Origin of the sequence: Mycobacterium sp. (assembly GCF_049683935.1) — a bacterium.
GTDB lineage: Bacteria > Actinomycetota > Actinomycetes > Mycobacteriales > Mycobacteriaceae > Mycobacterium.
In genome coordinates, this window is sequence record NZ_JBAUJR010000148.1 from 1 (window position 1) to 14,140 (window position 14,140).

Sequence of the window (14,140 nt, forward strand, 5' to 3'; positions counted from 1 at the left end):
GGTCACCGAGGCGGGAGCCATGGCCGCGGGCCGCTGGGTCGGCCGCGGCGACAAGGAGGGCGGCGACGGCGCGGCCGTCGACGCCATGCGCCAGCTGGTGAACTCGGTGTCGATGCGCGGCGTCGTCGTGATCGGCGAGGGCGAGAAGGACAACGCCCCCATGCTCTACAACGGCGAGGAGGTCGGCAACGGCGACGGACCCGACTGCGACTTCGCGGTCGACCCCGTCGACGGCACCACGCTGATGAGCAAGGGCATGCCCAACGCGATCGCGGTGCTGGCTGTCGCCGAGCGCGGTGCCATGTTCGACCCGTCGGCGGTGTTCTACATGAACAAGATCGCTGTGGGACCTGACGCCGTCGACGTCATCGACATCACCATCCCCATCGGCGAGAACATCCGCCGCGTCGCCCAGGCGAAGAACCTGACCGTCGCCGACCTCACGGTGTGCGTCCTGGACCGGCCCCGGCATGCCCAGTTGATCGCCGACGTCCGCGAGGCGGGCGCCCGAATCCGGCTGATCTCCGACGGTGACGTCGCCGGCGCCATCGCCGCCTGCCGCCCCGGCTCGGGAACCGACCTGCTGGCCGGCATCGGTGGCACCCCGGAGGGCATCATCACCGCCGCCGCGATCCGCTGCATGGGCGGCGCGATCCAGGCCCAGCTCGCCCCGACAGATGACGCCGAACGGCAGAAGGCTCTCGATCGTGGCCACGACCTCGACCGGGTGCTGCACACCGAGGACCTGGTGTCCGGTGAGAACGTGTTCTTCTCCGCCACCGGTGTCACCGACGGCGACCTGCTCAAGGGTGTGCAGTTCTACGGCGGCGGCTGTACCACGCAGTCCATCGTCATGCGTTCGAAGTCCGGGACCGTCAGAATGATCGAGGCCTACCACCGCCTGTCCAAGCTCAACGAGTATTCCTCGGTCGACTTCACCGGCGACAAATCCGCCGCGTATCCGTTGCCGTAAACACCGACACACGAAGGGCATTCATGAGCACCGACGCCGCTGTTCAGCAAGCAGGCGAGTACCGGATCGAGCACGACACCATGGGCGAGGTCCGGGTGCCGATAGACGCGCTGTGGCGCGCGCAGACCCAGCGGGCCGTCGAGAACTTCCCGATCTCCGGCCGCGGTCTCGAGCGCACCCAGATCCGCGCACTCGGCCTGCTCAAAGGCGCGTGCGCCCAGGTGAACAAGGACCTCGGGCTGCTCGCAGCGGAGAAGGCCGACGCGATCATCGCGGCCGCCGCCGAGATCGCCGACGGCCGTCACGACGACCAGTTCCCCATCGACGTCTTCCAGACCGGTTCGGGCACCAGTTCCAACATGAACACCAACGAGGTGATCGCGGGCATCGCCGCCGCCAACGGCGTCACGGTGCACCCGAACGACGACGTGAACATGTCGCAGAGCTCCAACGACACCTTCCCCACCGCGACGCACATCGCCGCCACCGAAGCCGCTGTGCGCCACCTCATTCCAGCGTTGGAGATACTTCACGAGTCGCTGCGCGGAAAGGCGCGCCAGTGGCGCACCACCGTCAAGAGCGGCCGCACGCATCTGATGGACGCGGTCCCGGTGACGCTCGGCCAGGAGTTCGGCGGCTACGCACGCCAGATCGAAGCCGGGATCGAGCGGGTCAAGGCGACGCTGCCCCGGCTCGGTGAGCTGGCCATCGGCGGCACCGCGGTGGGCACCGGCCTCAATGCGCCGGACGGTTTCGGCGCGAAGGTCGTCGACGTCCTCGTCGACCAGACCGGTATCGCCGAACTGCGCACCGCATCTGACTCTTTCGAAGCCCAGGCTGCTCGTGACGGCCTGGTCGAGGCGTCCGGAGCACTCAAGACCATCGCCGTGTCGTTGACCAAGATCGCCAACGACATCCGCTGGATGGGGTCGGGACCGCTGACCGGGCTCGGCGAGCTGCAGCTGCCAGATCTGCAGCCGGGTAGCTCGATCATGCCGGGCAAGGTCAACCCGGTCATCCCCGAGGCGGTGACGCAGGTCGCCGCGCAGGTCATCGGCAATGACGCGGCCATCACGTGGGGCGGCGGCAACGGTGCGTTCGAGTTGAACGTCTACATCCCGATGATGGCGCGCAACGCGCTGGAGTCGTTCACGCTGCTGGCCAACGTGTCGAAGTTGTTCGCCGCCAAGTGCATCGACGGCCTGATCGCCAACGAGGCGCACCTGCGGGAGCAGGCCGAGTCGTCACCGTCGATCGTCACCCCGCTGAACTCAGCGATCGGTTACGAGGAAGCCGCCAAGGTCGCCAAGGAGGCCCTCAAGGAGCGCAAGACGATCCGCCAGACGGTCATCGACCGCGGGCTGATCGGCGACAAGCTCTCCGAGGAGGAGTTGGACAAGCGCCTCGACGTGCTGGCCATGGCGAAAGTGAAAGACGGCGAGTAGGAACCGGCCTGGGTCCACTTGCAGTCATCATTGCGGTTCGACCAGGACGTTGGCCGGTGGGCCGTTCTCCCGGCTGCCGTAGAGGCTGCCGGGCGCTCGCGGACCGAGCATGTCGGAGACGGTCACCAGGTGGTAGCCGTTGCCGGTGAGCACCGGGATGAACTGCTCCATCAGGTCCACCGTGGAGGCGAACGTGTCGTGCAGCACCACCACCGAACCGGGTCTGATCTGGCTCATCAGCAGTGCCCGGGTCGGTGCGGTGTCGGGATCGTGAAGCCAGTCGAAAGGGACCACGTCCCAATTGATGTCGGCCAGGCCCTGGCGGCCGGCCTCGGCCAGCACCGTCTCGTTGACGGTTCCACCGCCGGTGCGGGCCAGCGTCGGCCGCCTGCCCGTGGCGGCCTCGATGGCTTCGGTGGCCCTGCTGAACTGGGCCGGTATGTCCTGCGGCGGGATCGCCGTCATGTCGGGGTGCTGCCAGGTGTGGTTGCCGATCTCCATCCCGGCGTCGGCGATCCGCCGGGCAGCGGCGGGATCTGCCGCGACTTTGTCCCCGATCAGGAAGAACGTCGCCTCGGCGTTGTTGGCCCGCAGGATCTGCAATAGCCGATCGGTGTGTGGTCCGGGCCCGTCGTCGAAGGTCAGCGCCACACACTTGACCTGTGTGCAGTCGACGGTGTCTGCGTGGGCGTGGCCGCTCAGGCCACCTGCGAGGAGCACTGCGACGGCGACAACTGCCGCGACGGTACGCACCCCCGAAATCCTACCGACCCCTGCGGATCCGGCGCGTTCCGCGACGCTGAGGGTGGCGAAACGCGCCAGACCCGCACTCAGGGAAGGGCGCCGGGGCTGATCTCCTCCAGCATCTCGGTGACCAACGCCGCGATCGGCGAACGCTCGCTGCGCAGCAGGGTGATGTGCGCAAAGAGCGGGTGACCCTTGAGCTTCTCGATCACCGCTGCGACGCCGTCGTGACGGCCGACGCGCAGATTGTCCCGCTGCGCGACGTCGTGGGTCAGCACCACCCGCGACCCGCTCCCCAGCCGCGACAGCACGGTGAGCAGCACATTGCGTTCCAGGGACTGCGCCTCGTCGACGATCACGAACGAGTCGTGCAGAGACCGTCCCCGGATGTGGGTCAGCGGCAGCACCTCGAGCATGCCGCGCGCGAGCACCTCCTCGAGGACCGCCGGGCTCGCGAGGCCTTCGAGCGTGTCGAAGACCGCCTGCGCCCACGGCCCCATCTTCTCGCTCTCGCTGCCGGGCAGGTAGCCGAGTTCCTGGCCACCGACTGCGTACAACGGACGGAACACCACGACCTTGCGCTGAGTCCGCCGCTCCAGCACGGCCTCCAGGCCGGCGCACAGCGCCAGGGCCGACTTTCCGGTGCCCGCCTTGCCGCCGAGTGACACGATGCCGACGGACTCGTCGAGCAGCAGGTCGAGCGCGACACGCTGTTCGGCCGACCTTCCCCGGAGGCCGAACACCTCCCGATCGCCGCGCACCAGTTGCACCCGCTTGTCGGCATTGACCCGGCCCAGCGCGTGAGAATTGCTGCCCAGCAACCGGACCCCGGTATGGCAGGGCAGGTCGCGCGCGGACTCCAGGTCGATGTCACCGTCGGCGAAGAGTCCGTCGATGTCCTCGCTGGAGACCTCGACCTCCGCCATCCCGGTCCATCCCGACGTGACGACATCCTGTGCGTGGTACTCGTCGGCGGGCAAGCCCACGGCGCCGGCCTTCACGCGCAGCGGAATGTCCTTGGTCACCAACGTGACTCGCTTGCCTTCCGCGGCGAGATTGGCCGCGCAGGTCAGAATCCGCGAGTCGTTGCTGTCGGTGCGGAAGCCGGCGGGCAGCACCGACGGATCACTGTGGTTGAGCTCGATGTGCAGTGTGCCGCCGTGATCGCCGACGGGAATCGGCTGGTCCAGCCGCCCGTGTTCGAGCCGGAGATCATCGAACATCCGCAGTGCCTGACGAGCGAACCAGCCGAGCTCATGATGATGCCGCTTGGCTTCCAGTTCGCTGATGACCACCAACGGAACTACCACCTCGTGTTCGGCGAACCGTGTGCAGGCCCAGGGATCGGACAGCAGCACGGAGGTGTCGAGCACGTAGGTCCGGACGAGCGATTCAGTCACGTAGCGCTCCTCGAGCCCGCGTGGCCCCACACGAACCTCTCGGTGGACACACAGCGGTCTCCAGGACCGGGGCCGGCCCTTCATGATCGAGATCATCGGGACCGCCCGGATAGCAGAGCATGTCGCTAGCCATCACGAACGACGCTACTCCGACTGCGGCTTTCGCGCCGCGCAGGCGCGCCGTGCCGAAGAGGCCTGCGGGTTAAGAGCTGATGAACTGAGCCAGCGCCGGCTCGTCGGCCAGCCCCCACGCGGTGATGCGATCGGAGATGACCCGACGCAGCTGCGCCTGATCGAAGATGCCCGCCTCGGCGACGTTGGCCACCTTGTCGCGGTAGGCGACGATGTCACCGCCGACGACGTCGAGTTCGGCTGCGCGGCGCTTGATGGCGTCGACGGTCTCGTCTCGCGAGGAGCCCAGACAGTGGCTGACGAGCTTGGCGAAGAAGTCCTCGTGGCGTTCCTCGTCCTTGGCGATGCGGCCGATCATCTCCGCCAGCGTCGGGTCCTCGGTCTGCGCAGCCAGATTGCGGCAGTACACCGCGTGGGCGCGTTCGAAGAACGCCATGAACGCCAGCGTCTCCAGCTGGCTGTAGGTGTCGGCACGGTAGCCCTGCACCACATGCTCGACGCGGACGTCCTCGTTGGCCACGGGGTCGACCTCACGGGTGACCACCAGGTAGTTGCGCAGTGCGATGGCGTGGAGGTGCTCTTCGGCGGTCCAGCGGCCCAGCCAGCGGCCCCACTTGGCCTCGAGGATGAAGTGCTCGACGAGCTCGCGGTGGTAGCCGGCCAGGTTGTCCTTGGTGATCAGCAGGATCTCGAGAGCGTCGGTGATGTGCTTGGGCAGCGTCACCTCCGACGGGTCCCAGTCCTTGCCGCCCAGGAACGCGAAGTTCTCGCCCTGGTCGAAGGGCACGTAGTCGTGGGCGTACCAGAGATCCTCGGAGTCGAGGTGGTGCCGCAGCTCCTGCATGACGACCGGCTCGAGCTCGGTGATCAGCGCATTAGGGACAGGTCTCTGTGCCATAAAAGTAACTGTAACCCGAATTCACATGTTCCTCGAAATCGGGTTCCGGAGTGTCGTGAGGCTACAGAGTCAGGCCCGGATACAGCGGATTGGCGGCCAGAAGTTCGGCCGACGCGGCGTGCACCCGCTCGGCCGTTCCGTCGGCCAGGACGTACTTGGCTTTCGATGGTCCGTTCGAGGCGGCCGTCGGTTCGGTGTTCTCGAGCACCTCGACCACCAGATCGGCGACCCGGTCGAAATCGTCGCCGCCGAAGCCGCGGGTGGTCAGCGCCGGCGTGCCGAATCGGATACCGCTGGTGTACCAGGCGCCGTTGGGGTCGGCGGGAATGGAGTTCCGGTTGGTGACGATCCCCGAGTCCAGCAGCGCCGACTCCGCCTGACGTCCGGTGAGCCCGAACGAGGTCACATCCAGCAGCACGATGTGGTTGTCGGTGCCGCCGGTGACCAGGCGGGCGCCGCGCGTGAGGAAACCGTCGGCGAGAGCCTTGGCGTTGTCGGCGATGCGCTGGGCGTAGTCCTGGAATGCCGGCTGGCGCGCCTCGGCGAGCGCGACGGCCTTGGCGGCCATCACGTGCGACAGCGGGCCGCCGAGCACCATCGGGCAGCCCTTGTCGACCGCGGGGGCGAATTCCTCGGTGGCCAGGATCAACCCGCCGCGGGGGCCACGCAGCGACTTGTGGGTGGTGGTGGTCGTGACGTGTGCGTGGGGCACCGGGTCCTCGTCGCCGGTGAACACCTTGCCCGCGACCAGACCCGCGAAGTGCGCCATGTCGACCATCAGCGTGGCGCCCACCTCGTCGGCGATCTCGCGCATCTTGGCGAAGTTCACCCGGCGTGGGTAGGCGGAGTAGCCGGCGACCAGCACCAACGGCTTGAACTCGCGGGCCGCGGCGGCCACCGCGTCGTAGTCCAGAAGCCCGGTTTCCGGGTCGGTGCCGTACTGGCGCTGGTGGAACATCTTGCCGGAGATGTTGGGCCGGAAGCCGTGGGTGAGGTGGCCGCCGGTGTCCAGCGACATGCCCAGCAGCCGCTGGTTGCCGAGCTTGCCGCGCAGCGTCTCCCAGTCGGCCTCGGACAGGTCGTTGACGTGCTTCGCACCGAACTCGGCCAGGCCGGGGGTCTCGACGCGGGTGGCGAGAATGGCCCAGTAGGCGACGAGGTTGGCGTCGATCCCGGAGTGCGGCTGCACGTACGCGTACGGGGCGCCGAACAGCTCGCGGGCATGCTCGGCGGCCAGCGCCTCGACGGCGTCGACGTTCTGGCAGGCCGCGTAGAACCGGTGCCCGATGGTGCCCTCGGCGTATTTGTCGGAGAACCAGGTGCCCATGGTCAGCAGCACCGCGGGTGAGGCGTAGTTCTCGCTGGCGATCAGCTTGAGTGAATCCCGTTGATCGGCAAGCTCTTTGCGGGTGGCTGCGGCGATCCGCGGCTCGACGCTCTCGATCACCTGCAGCGCGGCCCGGTAGGCCTCACTCGCGGTCTCGGCATACTCGGCGCCCAGGGCTGGAGTAGAGCGGGTCACGGCGATCCCAGAGTCGGCGGTCATGGGGTTCAGCGTAGTCGGGACGGTGCGCCTCCCCCACCCCTAGGCGGTGCGCAGCCCTCAGGCAGTACGCAGCGATGACGGAATCAGTGGCTCGTCGAGCAGGGTGCCGAATCGCTCGGTCAGGCTCACGGTGTCGGGGCGTGCGTCCAACCAGCCCCGCAGCAGCCGATAACCCTCCACGTAGGTGCTGGTGTAGGCGCGCCACAGCGGCGACGACAGGAAACGCAGCATCTGCCTGGCCCGCTCGTCGTCGACCAGCAGCCAGCGTTTGAGGTAGTCGACGACGTCATCGACGGTGCGGTGCTCGTCGTGCAGCATCAGCGCGGCGTCCTGACGGACGTCGGCCAGCACGGCCGTCGCCTCCGACACCGTCTCCGAGCGCGCACCGTCGAACCGCAGTCCCAGGTCGGCGTAGATGTCGGTCGCCCAGGTGCCCCACTGCGGGCCCACGGCGGCATACAGCGCCAGGTCGGCAAGCCCCTCCGCCATCAGGCACTGCGGGGTGTTGACCAGAAAGATCGTCTGCTCGGCCTGCCCCTTGCCCTCGACGAGGCCCGCTTCCTTTCGGCAGTGCTCGGTGTGGTGTCCCGGATAGGACTCGTGGGCCACCAATCGCGGCAGGTTCGACATCTGCTGCTTGAGGTCGGCGTTGACGGCGACCGTGGACTGGTAGTCACCGAGGTAGTAGTTGAAACCGGACCAGGGCTTGTCGGTGACGACCTCGTAGGTGACCGTCTCCCTGGCCGACAGCGGGAACGTCGCGCGGACGCGGTCGCGGAGCGCGCTGGAGAACGCGTGGATGCACTCCTCGAGTCGGGCCGGCGGGATCTGCTCCGACGCGCGGTGGTTCTGCATGCGTTCGGTGAGCGAGCCGGAACCGCCGAGCGCCTCGTCCAGCTTGAGGTGCGCGGCGCGGTACCGCTCCGGATCACCCTTGGTGATCGTGACGTCGAAATAGGCCTCGACCTCGTCGACGAACCCGACCTCTTCGCCGGCGAACTTGCGGCCCGCGCAGGCCAACGCCCGCAGGTGCGCACCGACGAAGGCGGCACGCGGCGCGTCGAGTCCGGCCGGTAGCTCGGCGAGCAGTCGCCCGGCTTGACGGGCCAGATCCGCGGGGTCGGGCTGCGGCTCGGCAGCGACGGCTCTCTTGAGCGCCGGGTCGCCGGTGAACGAGTCGACGTAACCTTCCTCGACTCTGTCGAAGCGCAATCCGAGCATCAGGTATTCACGGATCAGGGTGCTTGAATCCCGACCTAGGTCCATGGCTCCATACGCTAACTGCAAGACTGTGCCCATGGCGCGGCTGAGCGAACCCAGCCCCTACGTGGAGTTCGACCGAAGTCAATGGCGCGCACTTCGAATGTCGACGCCGCTGAAACTGACCGAGGACGAGCTTGTCCGGCTGCGAGGTCTGGGCGAGAAGATCGACCTGCTCGAGGTCGAAGAGGTCTATCTGCCGCTGGCCCGACTGATCCATCTCCAGGTCGCCGCCCGTCAGGCGCTGTTCGCCACGACCGCGGACTTCCTCGGTGAGCCACAACAGAACCCGGACCGGCCGGTGCCGTTTGTCATCGGAGTCGCCGGCAGCGTTGCGGTCGGCAAGTCGACCACCGCCCGCGTGCTGCAGGCACTGCTGGCGCGATGGGAGCACCACCCTCGCGTCGACCTCGTCACCACCGACGGCTTCCTCTACCCCAACGCCGAACTCAACCGGCGAAATCTGATGCACCGCAAAGGTTTTCCTGAGAGTTACGACCGCAGAGGCCTGATGCGTTTCGTCACCGCGGTGAAGGCGGGTTCCGACACGGTGTGCGCGCCGGTGTACTCACACCTGCTCTACGACATCGTGCACGGTGAGAAGCAGATCATCCAGCACCCTGACATCCTCATTCTCGAGGGCCTCAACGTGCTGCAGACCGGCCCTGCCTTGATGGTCTCCGACCTGTTCGATTTCTCCGTGTACGTCGACGCGCGCATCGAAGACATCGAGGGCTGGTACATCTCCCGGTTCCTGTCGATGCGCGACGGCGCCTTCGCCGATCCGGCCTCACATTTCCACCACTACTCGACATTGACCGACGAGCAGGCCGTCTTCGCCGCCCGCGACATCTGGCACTCGATCAACCGGCCGAACCTGATCGACAACATCCTGCCGACCAGGCCGCGTGCCACGCTCGTGCTGCGCAAGGACGCCGACCATTCGATCAACCGGCTACGCCTGCGCAAGCTGTAAACGCCGAAGGGCCACCTGTGGCACTCGTTTCGTGCACAGGTGGCCCTCCGATGGTCACGCCTTCGGGATGCGGCGCACACCCTGGTACTGCAACTCGGCCATCACCAGCGTGTACACCCCGGTACCGAGCACCAGGACCACACCGGTGGTGGTCAGCGGCCAGACCCCGGACAGGACCACGGCCACGGTGGCGACGCTGAACAGCGCGTTGCCGATCGCCAACACCAGACCCGACGTGCGGATCGCCGGGCGTGCGGCAAGAACCAGGACAGTGGCGGCGAATACCACGAAGAACCCGCCGGTCGTGTACTCGATGGCTGGGGTGGTGCCCGATATCTCGGCGACCTGAGGGGCGAAGGCCAGCAGCGCAACACCGGTCAGCCCGCTCAGGACGGCGTCGGCCCGCATGGCGAATCGCAGCAGCGAGTCGGTCGCCTCGTTGAGTCGGGGAGAGATGGTGGCGGTCATGGGTGATTCCTTTCTCGAGGGGTTATTCGGAGGTGGCCGTTCCCGGAGTCGACGCCGCAACCTCTTACGACGGCGACTCCGGGCCCAGCCATGAAGGGACTACGCCAGCCGGCGAATCCCGAGGTACTGCAGTACGGCGAAGCCCAGGGTGACGGCGGTGAACGCCACAGTCGCCCCAACGCCGAACCCGGTCAGCGGCAGCCAACCCGCTGCGAGCACAACCGTGGTCGCGACGGCGAACACGATGTTGCCGGCGAGGACTCCCACGCCGACAAGGCGCACGTCGGCGACGCGGGCGCTCAGGTAGAGCAGTGCCCCGTAGGCGACCAGTGCCGCGCCGAGCGCCCACTCGGCGGTCGGCGACAACCCGGACAGCCGCGCGAGCGGGTCTGCGGCCATGGCGACGAACAGTCCGACGCCTGCGCACAAAGTGGCGTCGGCGCGCAGCGCGAAGCGCAGCAGTTGCGATTCGGTTCCGGCCGTGGCGGCTCTCGCGGCGACGGTGCCGGTGGTGATGGCGGTCATGTCACCTACGGTGCGCAGAACTCGCTGCCAGCTCGACACCGAATGCTGCCAAATACTGCCAACCGCAGGTCAGCGCCTGCTCGCCGGAATTGCGTTCCAGCAGCGAAAGATCGAGTGCAGGCCCGCTGGAACGCAGTTCCGGCGTCAGCGGACGGGCGCGAAGTTGCTCCGCAGGTCGGTGGCGATCACCCGCGCTGCCGCGTTCTGCCAATTGTGCAGCGACCGCTGCGGCACCTCGGCGACCAACCAGTGCCAGGCCTGGCGGGCGACCGGGTCCAGGCCCGCCGCCGTGGCGTTCTGGGCGTACGCCCGGACACCGACGACGTAGGGGAAGTACAGCGAGTTGTAATGGCGCCACTGCTCGGTGGTGCCGAAGTCACCGCCGTCTCGTGGTTTGAGGCCCGCGATCCGCTCGGCCAGCAGGGCCCGAAGCTCGTTGGCCCGCTCCAACGGTTGGTCCGGCGCGCCGCGTCGAGTGAGGCGCTCGTCGATCGCAGGCAGCGCTGTCAGCGGGCTGGCCACCAGCTTGGACAGGTCCCCGTAGTGCCCGAGCGCGCGGCGGGTCACCCGGACGAAGGTCTCTTCGTCCATGCCGTCCAACGGATTGCCCGACCGCAGCGGCAGTGCTGCCTCGGTGCTGCGCAGCGCGGCGCGGTCGGCCCGCAGCGCCGGTGAGCGGGAGAACGCGAGCCGGTCGAACAGGCCGGCCAGTGGATCGGCGAGCACGTTGATAGCGATGGCGATCGCGAGGCTGGTGAACAGCAGCACGACCAATGTGGTGTTCTGGCCCGCGACAGCCATCCCGATCAGCAGTTGGCCGCCGAAGAGGATGGCCACCACGGTTGTGCCGACACACGACCGCAGCATGTCGCCGCGCAACGCCTGGCCCTCGTCGAACGCGTCCCCTATCGCCACCGCGATGCCGAGCAGCGCGACGTCGAAACCCGTGGACGCCAGCGCCAACCAGCTCGGCACCAACCCGAGCGGGATCACCAGGATCGCGTTGCCGAGCGCGAAGAACAACGTCGCCACCACGATGAAGCCCACCACCGGCCCGGGCTGGGTGCGCCGGATCGCCGTGTGAACCATCGCGGCCAGTGACGGGACCGACACCGCCGCGAACATCACCCAGTGGCCCAGCCGCAGCGGGCCGTCAACGGATCCGGCCATCGCGGCACCGGTGAATGCCACCACCGCGACGCAGGCCACCGACGCGGCTTCGCTCGCCCGGCTGCGCCAGGTGTCGCGGGGGCGCGAGAGCTCCAGCAAGACCGCGAACCAGGCGATGCCGGGCAACGCGACGAGGTAGATCTCGATCCGACTCAGAAACTCCGAGGCACTGACCAGCCGGACCGTATCCAGCGCGACGACGAGGGCGAAGCTGGTCAGCCCGATCGACGCCAGCACCAGCACCGGCTTACGGGGATCGCGGGCCAACAGATAGAGACCCAGCCACCAACTCAGCGCGAAGACGACTGCGGAGAGAGTTACCACGGCTGACTTCCTAGCGCCCGTAGCGTCGATGTCTGGCGCTGTAGTCGCGCAGGGCGCGCAGGAAGTCGACCCGACGGAACTCGGGCCAGTACGCCTCGGTGAACCACATCTCCGAATAGGCGCTCTGCCACAGCAGGAAACCCGACAATCGCTGTTCGCCCGAGGTACGGATCACCAGGTCGGGATCGGGCTGGCCGGAGGTGTACAGGTTCTCCGAGATCGCCTCGGCGGTGACCGCTTCGATCAACCGGTCGCCGGTGGCGCCGTTGGCGAGTTCCTTGGCCAGCAGGGCACGGACGGCGTCGACGATCTCCTGGCGTCCGCCGTAGCCCACCGCGACATTGACATGGAACGTCCCGCCGTTGCCGCCGGTCGACTGCACCGCGTCCCGCAACCGGCGGGCCGGTTCCTCGCCGATGAGTTCGAGGTCGCCGACGGTGCGCACGCTCCACTGGTTGGCGGGCGCGCAGATCTCCTCGACGACCTCGGTGATGATGTCGATGAGCGAGGCCAGCTCGTCGGCGTCACGCTGCAGATTCTCGGTGGACAGCAGATAGACCGTCGCCATCTCGATGCCGGCTTCCTGACACCAGCGCAGCATCTCGGCGATCTTGTGCGCACCCACCCGGTAGCCGTAGCTGACGTCGTCGTGCCCCAGCTCGCGGGCCCAGCGCCGGTTGCCGTCGCACAACACCGCGATGTGGCGGGGCAGCTCCGACCGGGAAGGGGTCAGACCCTGGCGCAGCCGCAGCTCGTAGAGCCGGTACATCGGCTCCTTGAGACGCCGCGGAATGAGGTCCACGATGGTCCAGACTACTGTGACGCGAGGAAACCCTACGCAAGTCAGTGGAGGTGATGTGGCCTCGTTTCGTGATCCTGTCGATACCGCTGATCCCGACCGCGAAAGCTCGCCGAACGGACCGGAGGACTTCCCCGAAGCGGTCGCCGACGGCGTCGCGCAGTTCCTGGGCAAGCCGCGCGCCCGGGGCTGGATCCACGTGTATTCGGCCGGGGTGGCGGCCGTCGCGGGCACCGCCCTGGTGGCGGTGTCCTGGTCGCAGGTCTCCACGCGCGCCGGGATCGCCACGCTGATCTACACCCTGACCATCGTCGCGATGTTCGCCGTCAGCGGCACCTACCACCGGGTCACCTGGACGTCGGCCACCGCGCGCACCTGGATGAAGCGCGCCGACCACTCGATGATCTTCGTGTTCATCGCGGGCAGTTACACCCCGTTCGCCCTTCTCGCGCTGCCCGAGAGCAGCGGCATGACGTTGTTCTGGATCGTCTGGGGCGGTGCGACAGCCGGCGTGGCACTGAAGATGCTGTGGCCGTCGGCGCCGCGCTGGCTCGGGGTGCCGCTCTACATCCTGCTGGGCTGGGTGGCTGCCTGGTTCATCGGTCCGATCACCCACGGCGCAGGCGTCGCGGCGGTGGTGCTCCTGATCGTCGGCGGTGCGCTGTACAGCGTCGGCGGCGTGCTTTACGCACTGAAGTGGCCGAACCCGTGGCCGACGACGTTCGGCCATCACGAGTTCTTCCACGCGTGCACGGCCGTCGCGGCGATCTGCCACTACGTCGCGATGTGGTTCGCCGTCTTCTGAGTGAATCCGGCGCGGCACACGACGCTGCGGGTACGTCAGCGCGCCCGATTCCCTACAGCTGGGTGATGTTCTGCGGACCCCAGTAGGCCTTCATCGAGGTGATCTTGCCGTCGCCGTCGAACGTCATCACCTCGATGGGCTCGATGCGCATCGCCCCGCCCACGGTGATGGCGAAGGCGAAGGCCGCCTCGTGACCGCCCGCACGAAAGCTCAGCAGCTCGGTCTTGATCTCCGTGCCACCCATTCCCGAGTAGAACCCGGCGATGGCCTGCCGCCCGATGTGGACCTCGCCGCCGCCCACGGGATCTTCGAGGGTGGCGTCCTCGGTGTAGAGCGCTGCCACTTCGTCAGCGGTGCCACTAGTCACGGTGTCGAGGTAGCGCTGGACGAAACCCTGCAACACATCCGGCTCGAAACTCATGAGCGGGACGCTACACGGGGCGCCCCAGCGCGGCAGCAAGATCCTCGACGGTGGTGACGGGCATGTCGCAGGTCCCGCCACGGCACACGTAGGCCGCGTCGGATCCGCCCACCCGAGGCCGGTCGATCAGCAGCTCGGAGGAATTCTGCGGGCCGCCGACCACCACCGCCCCGCCCGGCGCGCGCCTGCGCGCGGCGTCGAGAAGCTCAGACGCCGCCGGATCACACGCGACCGCAACCTGGATCGGCCCGCGC

General features: G+C 67.8%; 14 protein-coding genes and 1 pseudogene. 4 read left to right on the forward strand and 11 right to left on the reverse strand.

Annotation, left to right across the window (positions count from 1 at the left end; genetic code table 11):
* Positions 1–973, forward strand: a 973-nt coding sequence (gene glpX / locus WA965_RS08310) for a class II fructose-bisphosphatase (protein ID WP_526447354.1), incomplete at its 5' end; no start/stop codon positions are given.
* 23 nt (positions 974–996) lie between these two features.
* A complete protein-coding gene (locus WA965_RS08315) occupies positions 997–2,418 on the forward strand; it encodes a class II fumarate hydratase (protein WP_526300545.1) in 1,422 nt (473 codons plus the stop codon).
* Positions 2,419–2,445: 27 nt separating this feature from the next.
* On the opposite strand, the gene WA965_RS08320 is transcribed toward WA965_RS08315, so the two are convergent.
* From WA965_RS08320 to WA965_RS08340, 5 genes are all read right to left on the reverse strand, one after another.
* A complete protein-coding gene (locus WA965_RS08320) occupies positions 2,446–3,180 on the reverse strand; it encodes a polysaccharide deacetylase family protein (protein WP_526447356.1) in 735 nt (244 codons plus the stop codon).
* Between the two features lie 68 nt (positions 3,181–3,248).
* Positions 3,249–4,562, reverse strand: coding sequence for an RNA 5'-3' helicase PhoH2 (gene phoH2, locus WA965_RS08325; RefSeq protein WP_178361139.1), 1,314 nt, complete (start codon positions 4,560–4,562; stop codon positions 3,249–3,251).
* Positions 4,563–4,764: 202 nt separating this feature from the next.
* Complete coding sequence (locus WA965_RS08330; RefSeq protein WP_526300547.1) at positions 4,765–5,592, reverse strand: acyl-ACP desaturase; 828 nt, start codon at positions 5,590–5,592, stop codon at positions 4,765–4,767.
* Between the two features lie 61 nt (positions 5,593–5,653).
* On the reverse strand, positions 5,654–7,138 hold the full coding sequence (locus tag WA965_RS08335) for a glycine hydroxymethyltransferase (RefSeq protein WP_526300549.1): 1,485 nt from the start codon (positions 7,136–7,138) through the stop codon (positions 5,654–5,656).
* Positions 7,139–7,195: 57 nt separating this feature from the next.
* Positions 7,196–8,404, reverse strand: a complete 1,209-nt coding sequence (locus WA965_RS08340) for a DUF885 domain-containing protein (protein ID WP_526300551.1) — start codon at positions 8,402–8,404, stop codon at positions 7,196–7,198.
* A gap of 31 nt (positions 8,405–8,435) precedes the next feature.
* Here WA965_RS08340 and coaA point away from each other — a divergent pair, with 31 nt between their 5' ends.
* Positions 8,436–9,374, forward strand: coding sequence for a type I pantothenate kinase (gene coaA, locus WA965_RS08345; protein WP_178361135.1), 939 nt, complete (start codon positions 8,436–8,438; stop codon positions 9,372–9,374).
* 54 nt (positions 9,375–9,428) lie between these two features.
* On the opposite strand, the gene WA965_RS08350 is transcribed toward coaA, so the two are convergent.
* From WA965_RS08350 to WA965_RS08365, 4 genes are all read right to left on the reverse strand, one after another.
* Positions 9,429–9,842 (reverse strand): hypothetical protein, encoded by a 414-nt coding sequence (locus WA965_RS08350; protein WP_526300553.1) that lies wholly within the window; start codon positions 9,840–9,842, stop codon positions 9,429–9,431.
* A 99-nt stretch (positions 9,843–9,941) separates the two neighbouring features.
* Positions 9,942–10,367 (reverse strand): hypothetical protein, encoded by a 426-nt coding sequence (locus WA965_RS08355; RefSeq protein WP_526300555.1) that lies wholly within the window; start codon positions 10,365–10,367, stop codon positions 9,942–9,944.
* Positions 10,368–10,511: 144 nt separating this feature from the next.
* A complete protein-coding gene (locus tag WA965_RS08360; RefSeq protein WP_526300557.1) occupies positions 10,512–11,861 on the reverse strand; it encodes a hypothetical protein in 1,350 nt (449 codons plus the stop codon).
* Positions 11,862–11,871: 10 nt separating this feature from the next.
* Complete coding sequence (locus tag WA965_RS08365; protein WP_526300559.1) at positions 11,872–12,663, reverse strand: (2Z,6E)-farnesyl diphosphate synthase; 792 nt, start codon at positions 12,661–12,663, stop codon at positions 11,872–11,874.
* A gap of 55 nt (positions 12,664–12,718) precedes the next feature.
* Here WA965_RS08365 and trhA point away from each other — a divergent pair, with 55 nt between their 5' ends.
* Positions 12,719–13,465 (forward strand): PAQR family membrane homeostasis protein TrhA, encoded by a 747-nt coding sequence (gene trhA / locus WA965_RS08370; protein WP_526300561.1) that lies wholly within the window; start codon positions 12,719–12,721, stop codon positions 13,463–13,465.
* A 52-nt stretch (positions 13,466–13,517) separates the two neighbouring features.
* On the opposite strand, the gene WA965_RS08375 is transcribed toward trhA, so the two are convergent.
* The gene (locus tag WA965_RS08375; protein ID WP_526300563.1) at positions 13,518–13,886 is read right to left on the reverse strand and encodes a nuclear transport factor 2 family protein; all 369 of its coding nucleotides are present in this window, start codon (positions 13,884–13,886) and stop codon (positions 13,518–13,520) included.
* Between the two features lie 10 nt (positions 13,887–13,896).
* Positions 13,897–14,140 (reverse strand): annotated as a pseudogene (locus WA965_RS08380) (hypothetical protein); the annotation flags it as partial.

Excerpts from the sequence above, each read along its gene's own strand:
- WA965_RS08315 (WP_526300545.1), top strand. The coding sequence starts at position 997 with ATGAGCACCGACGCCGCTGTTCAGCAAGCAGGCGAGTACCGGATCGAG.
- WA965_RS08330 (WP_526300547.1), bottom strand. The coding sequence starts at position 5,592 with ATGGCACAGAGACCTGTCCCTAATGCGCTGATCACCGAGCTCGAGCCG.
- WA965_RS08335 (WP_526300549.1), bottom strand. The coding sequence starts at position 7,138 with ATGACCGCCGACTCTGGGATCGCCGTGACCCGCTCTACTCCAGCCCTG.
- WA965_RS08340 (WP_526300551.1), bottom strand. The coding sequence starts at position 8,404 with ATGGACCTAGGTCGGGATTCAAGCACCCTGATCCGTGAATACCTGATG.
- coaA (WP_178361135.1), top strand. The coding sequence starts at position 8,436 with ATGGCGCGGCTGAGCGAACCCAGCCCCTACGTGGAGTTCGACCGAAGT.
- WA965_RS08350 (WP_526300553.1), bottom strand. The coding sequence starts at position 9,842 with ATGACCGCCACCATCTCTCCCCGACTCAACGAGGCGACCGACTCGCTG.
- WA965_RS08355 (WP_526300555.1), bottom strand. The coding sequence starts at position 10,367 with ATGACCGCCATCACCACCGGCACCGTCGCCGCGAGAGCCGCCACGGCC.
- WA965_RS08375 (WP_526300563.1), bottom strand. The coding sequence starts at position 13,886 with ATGAGTTTCGAGCCGGATGTGTTGCAGGGTTTCGTCCAGCGCTACCTC.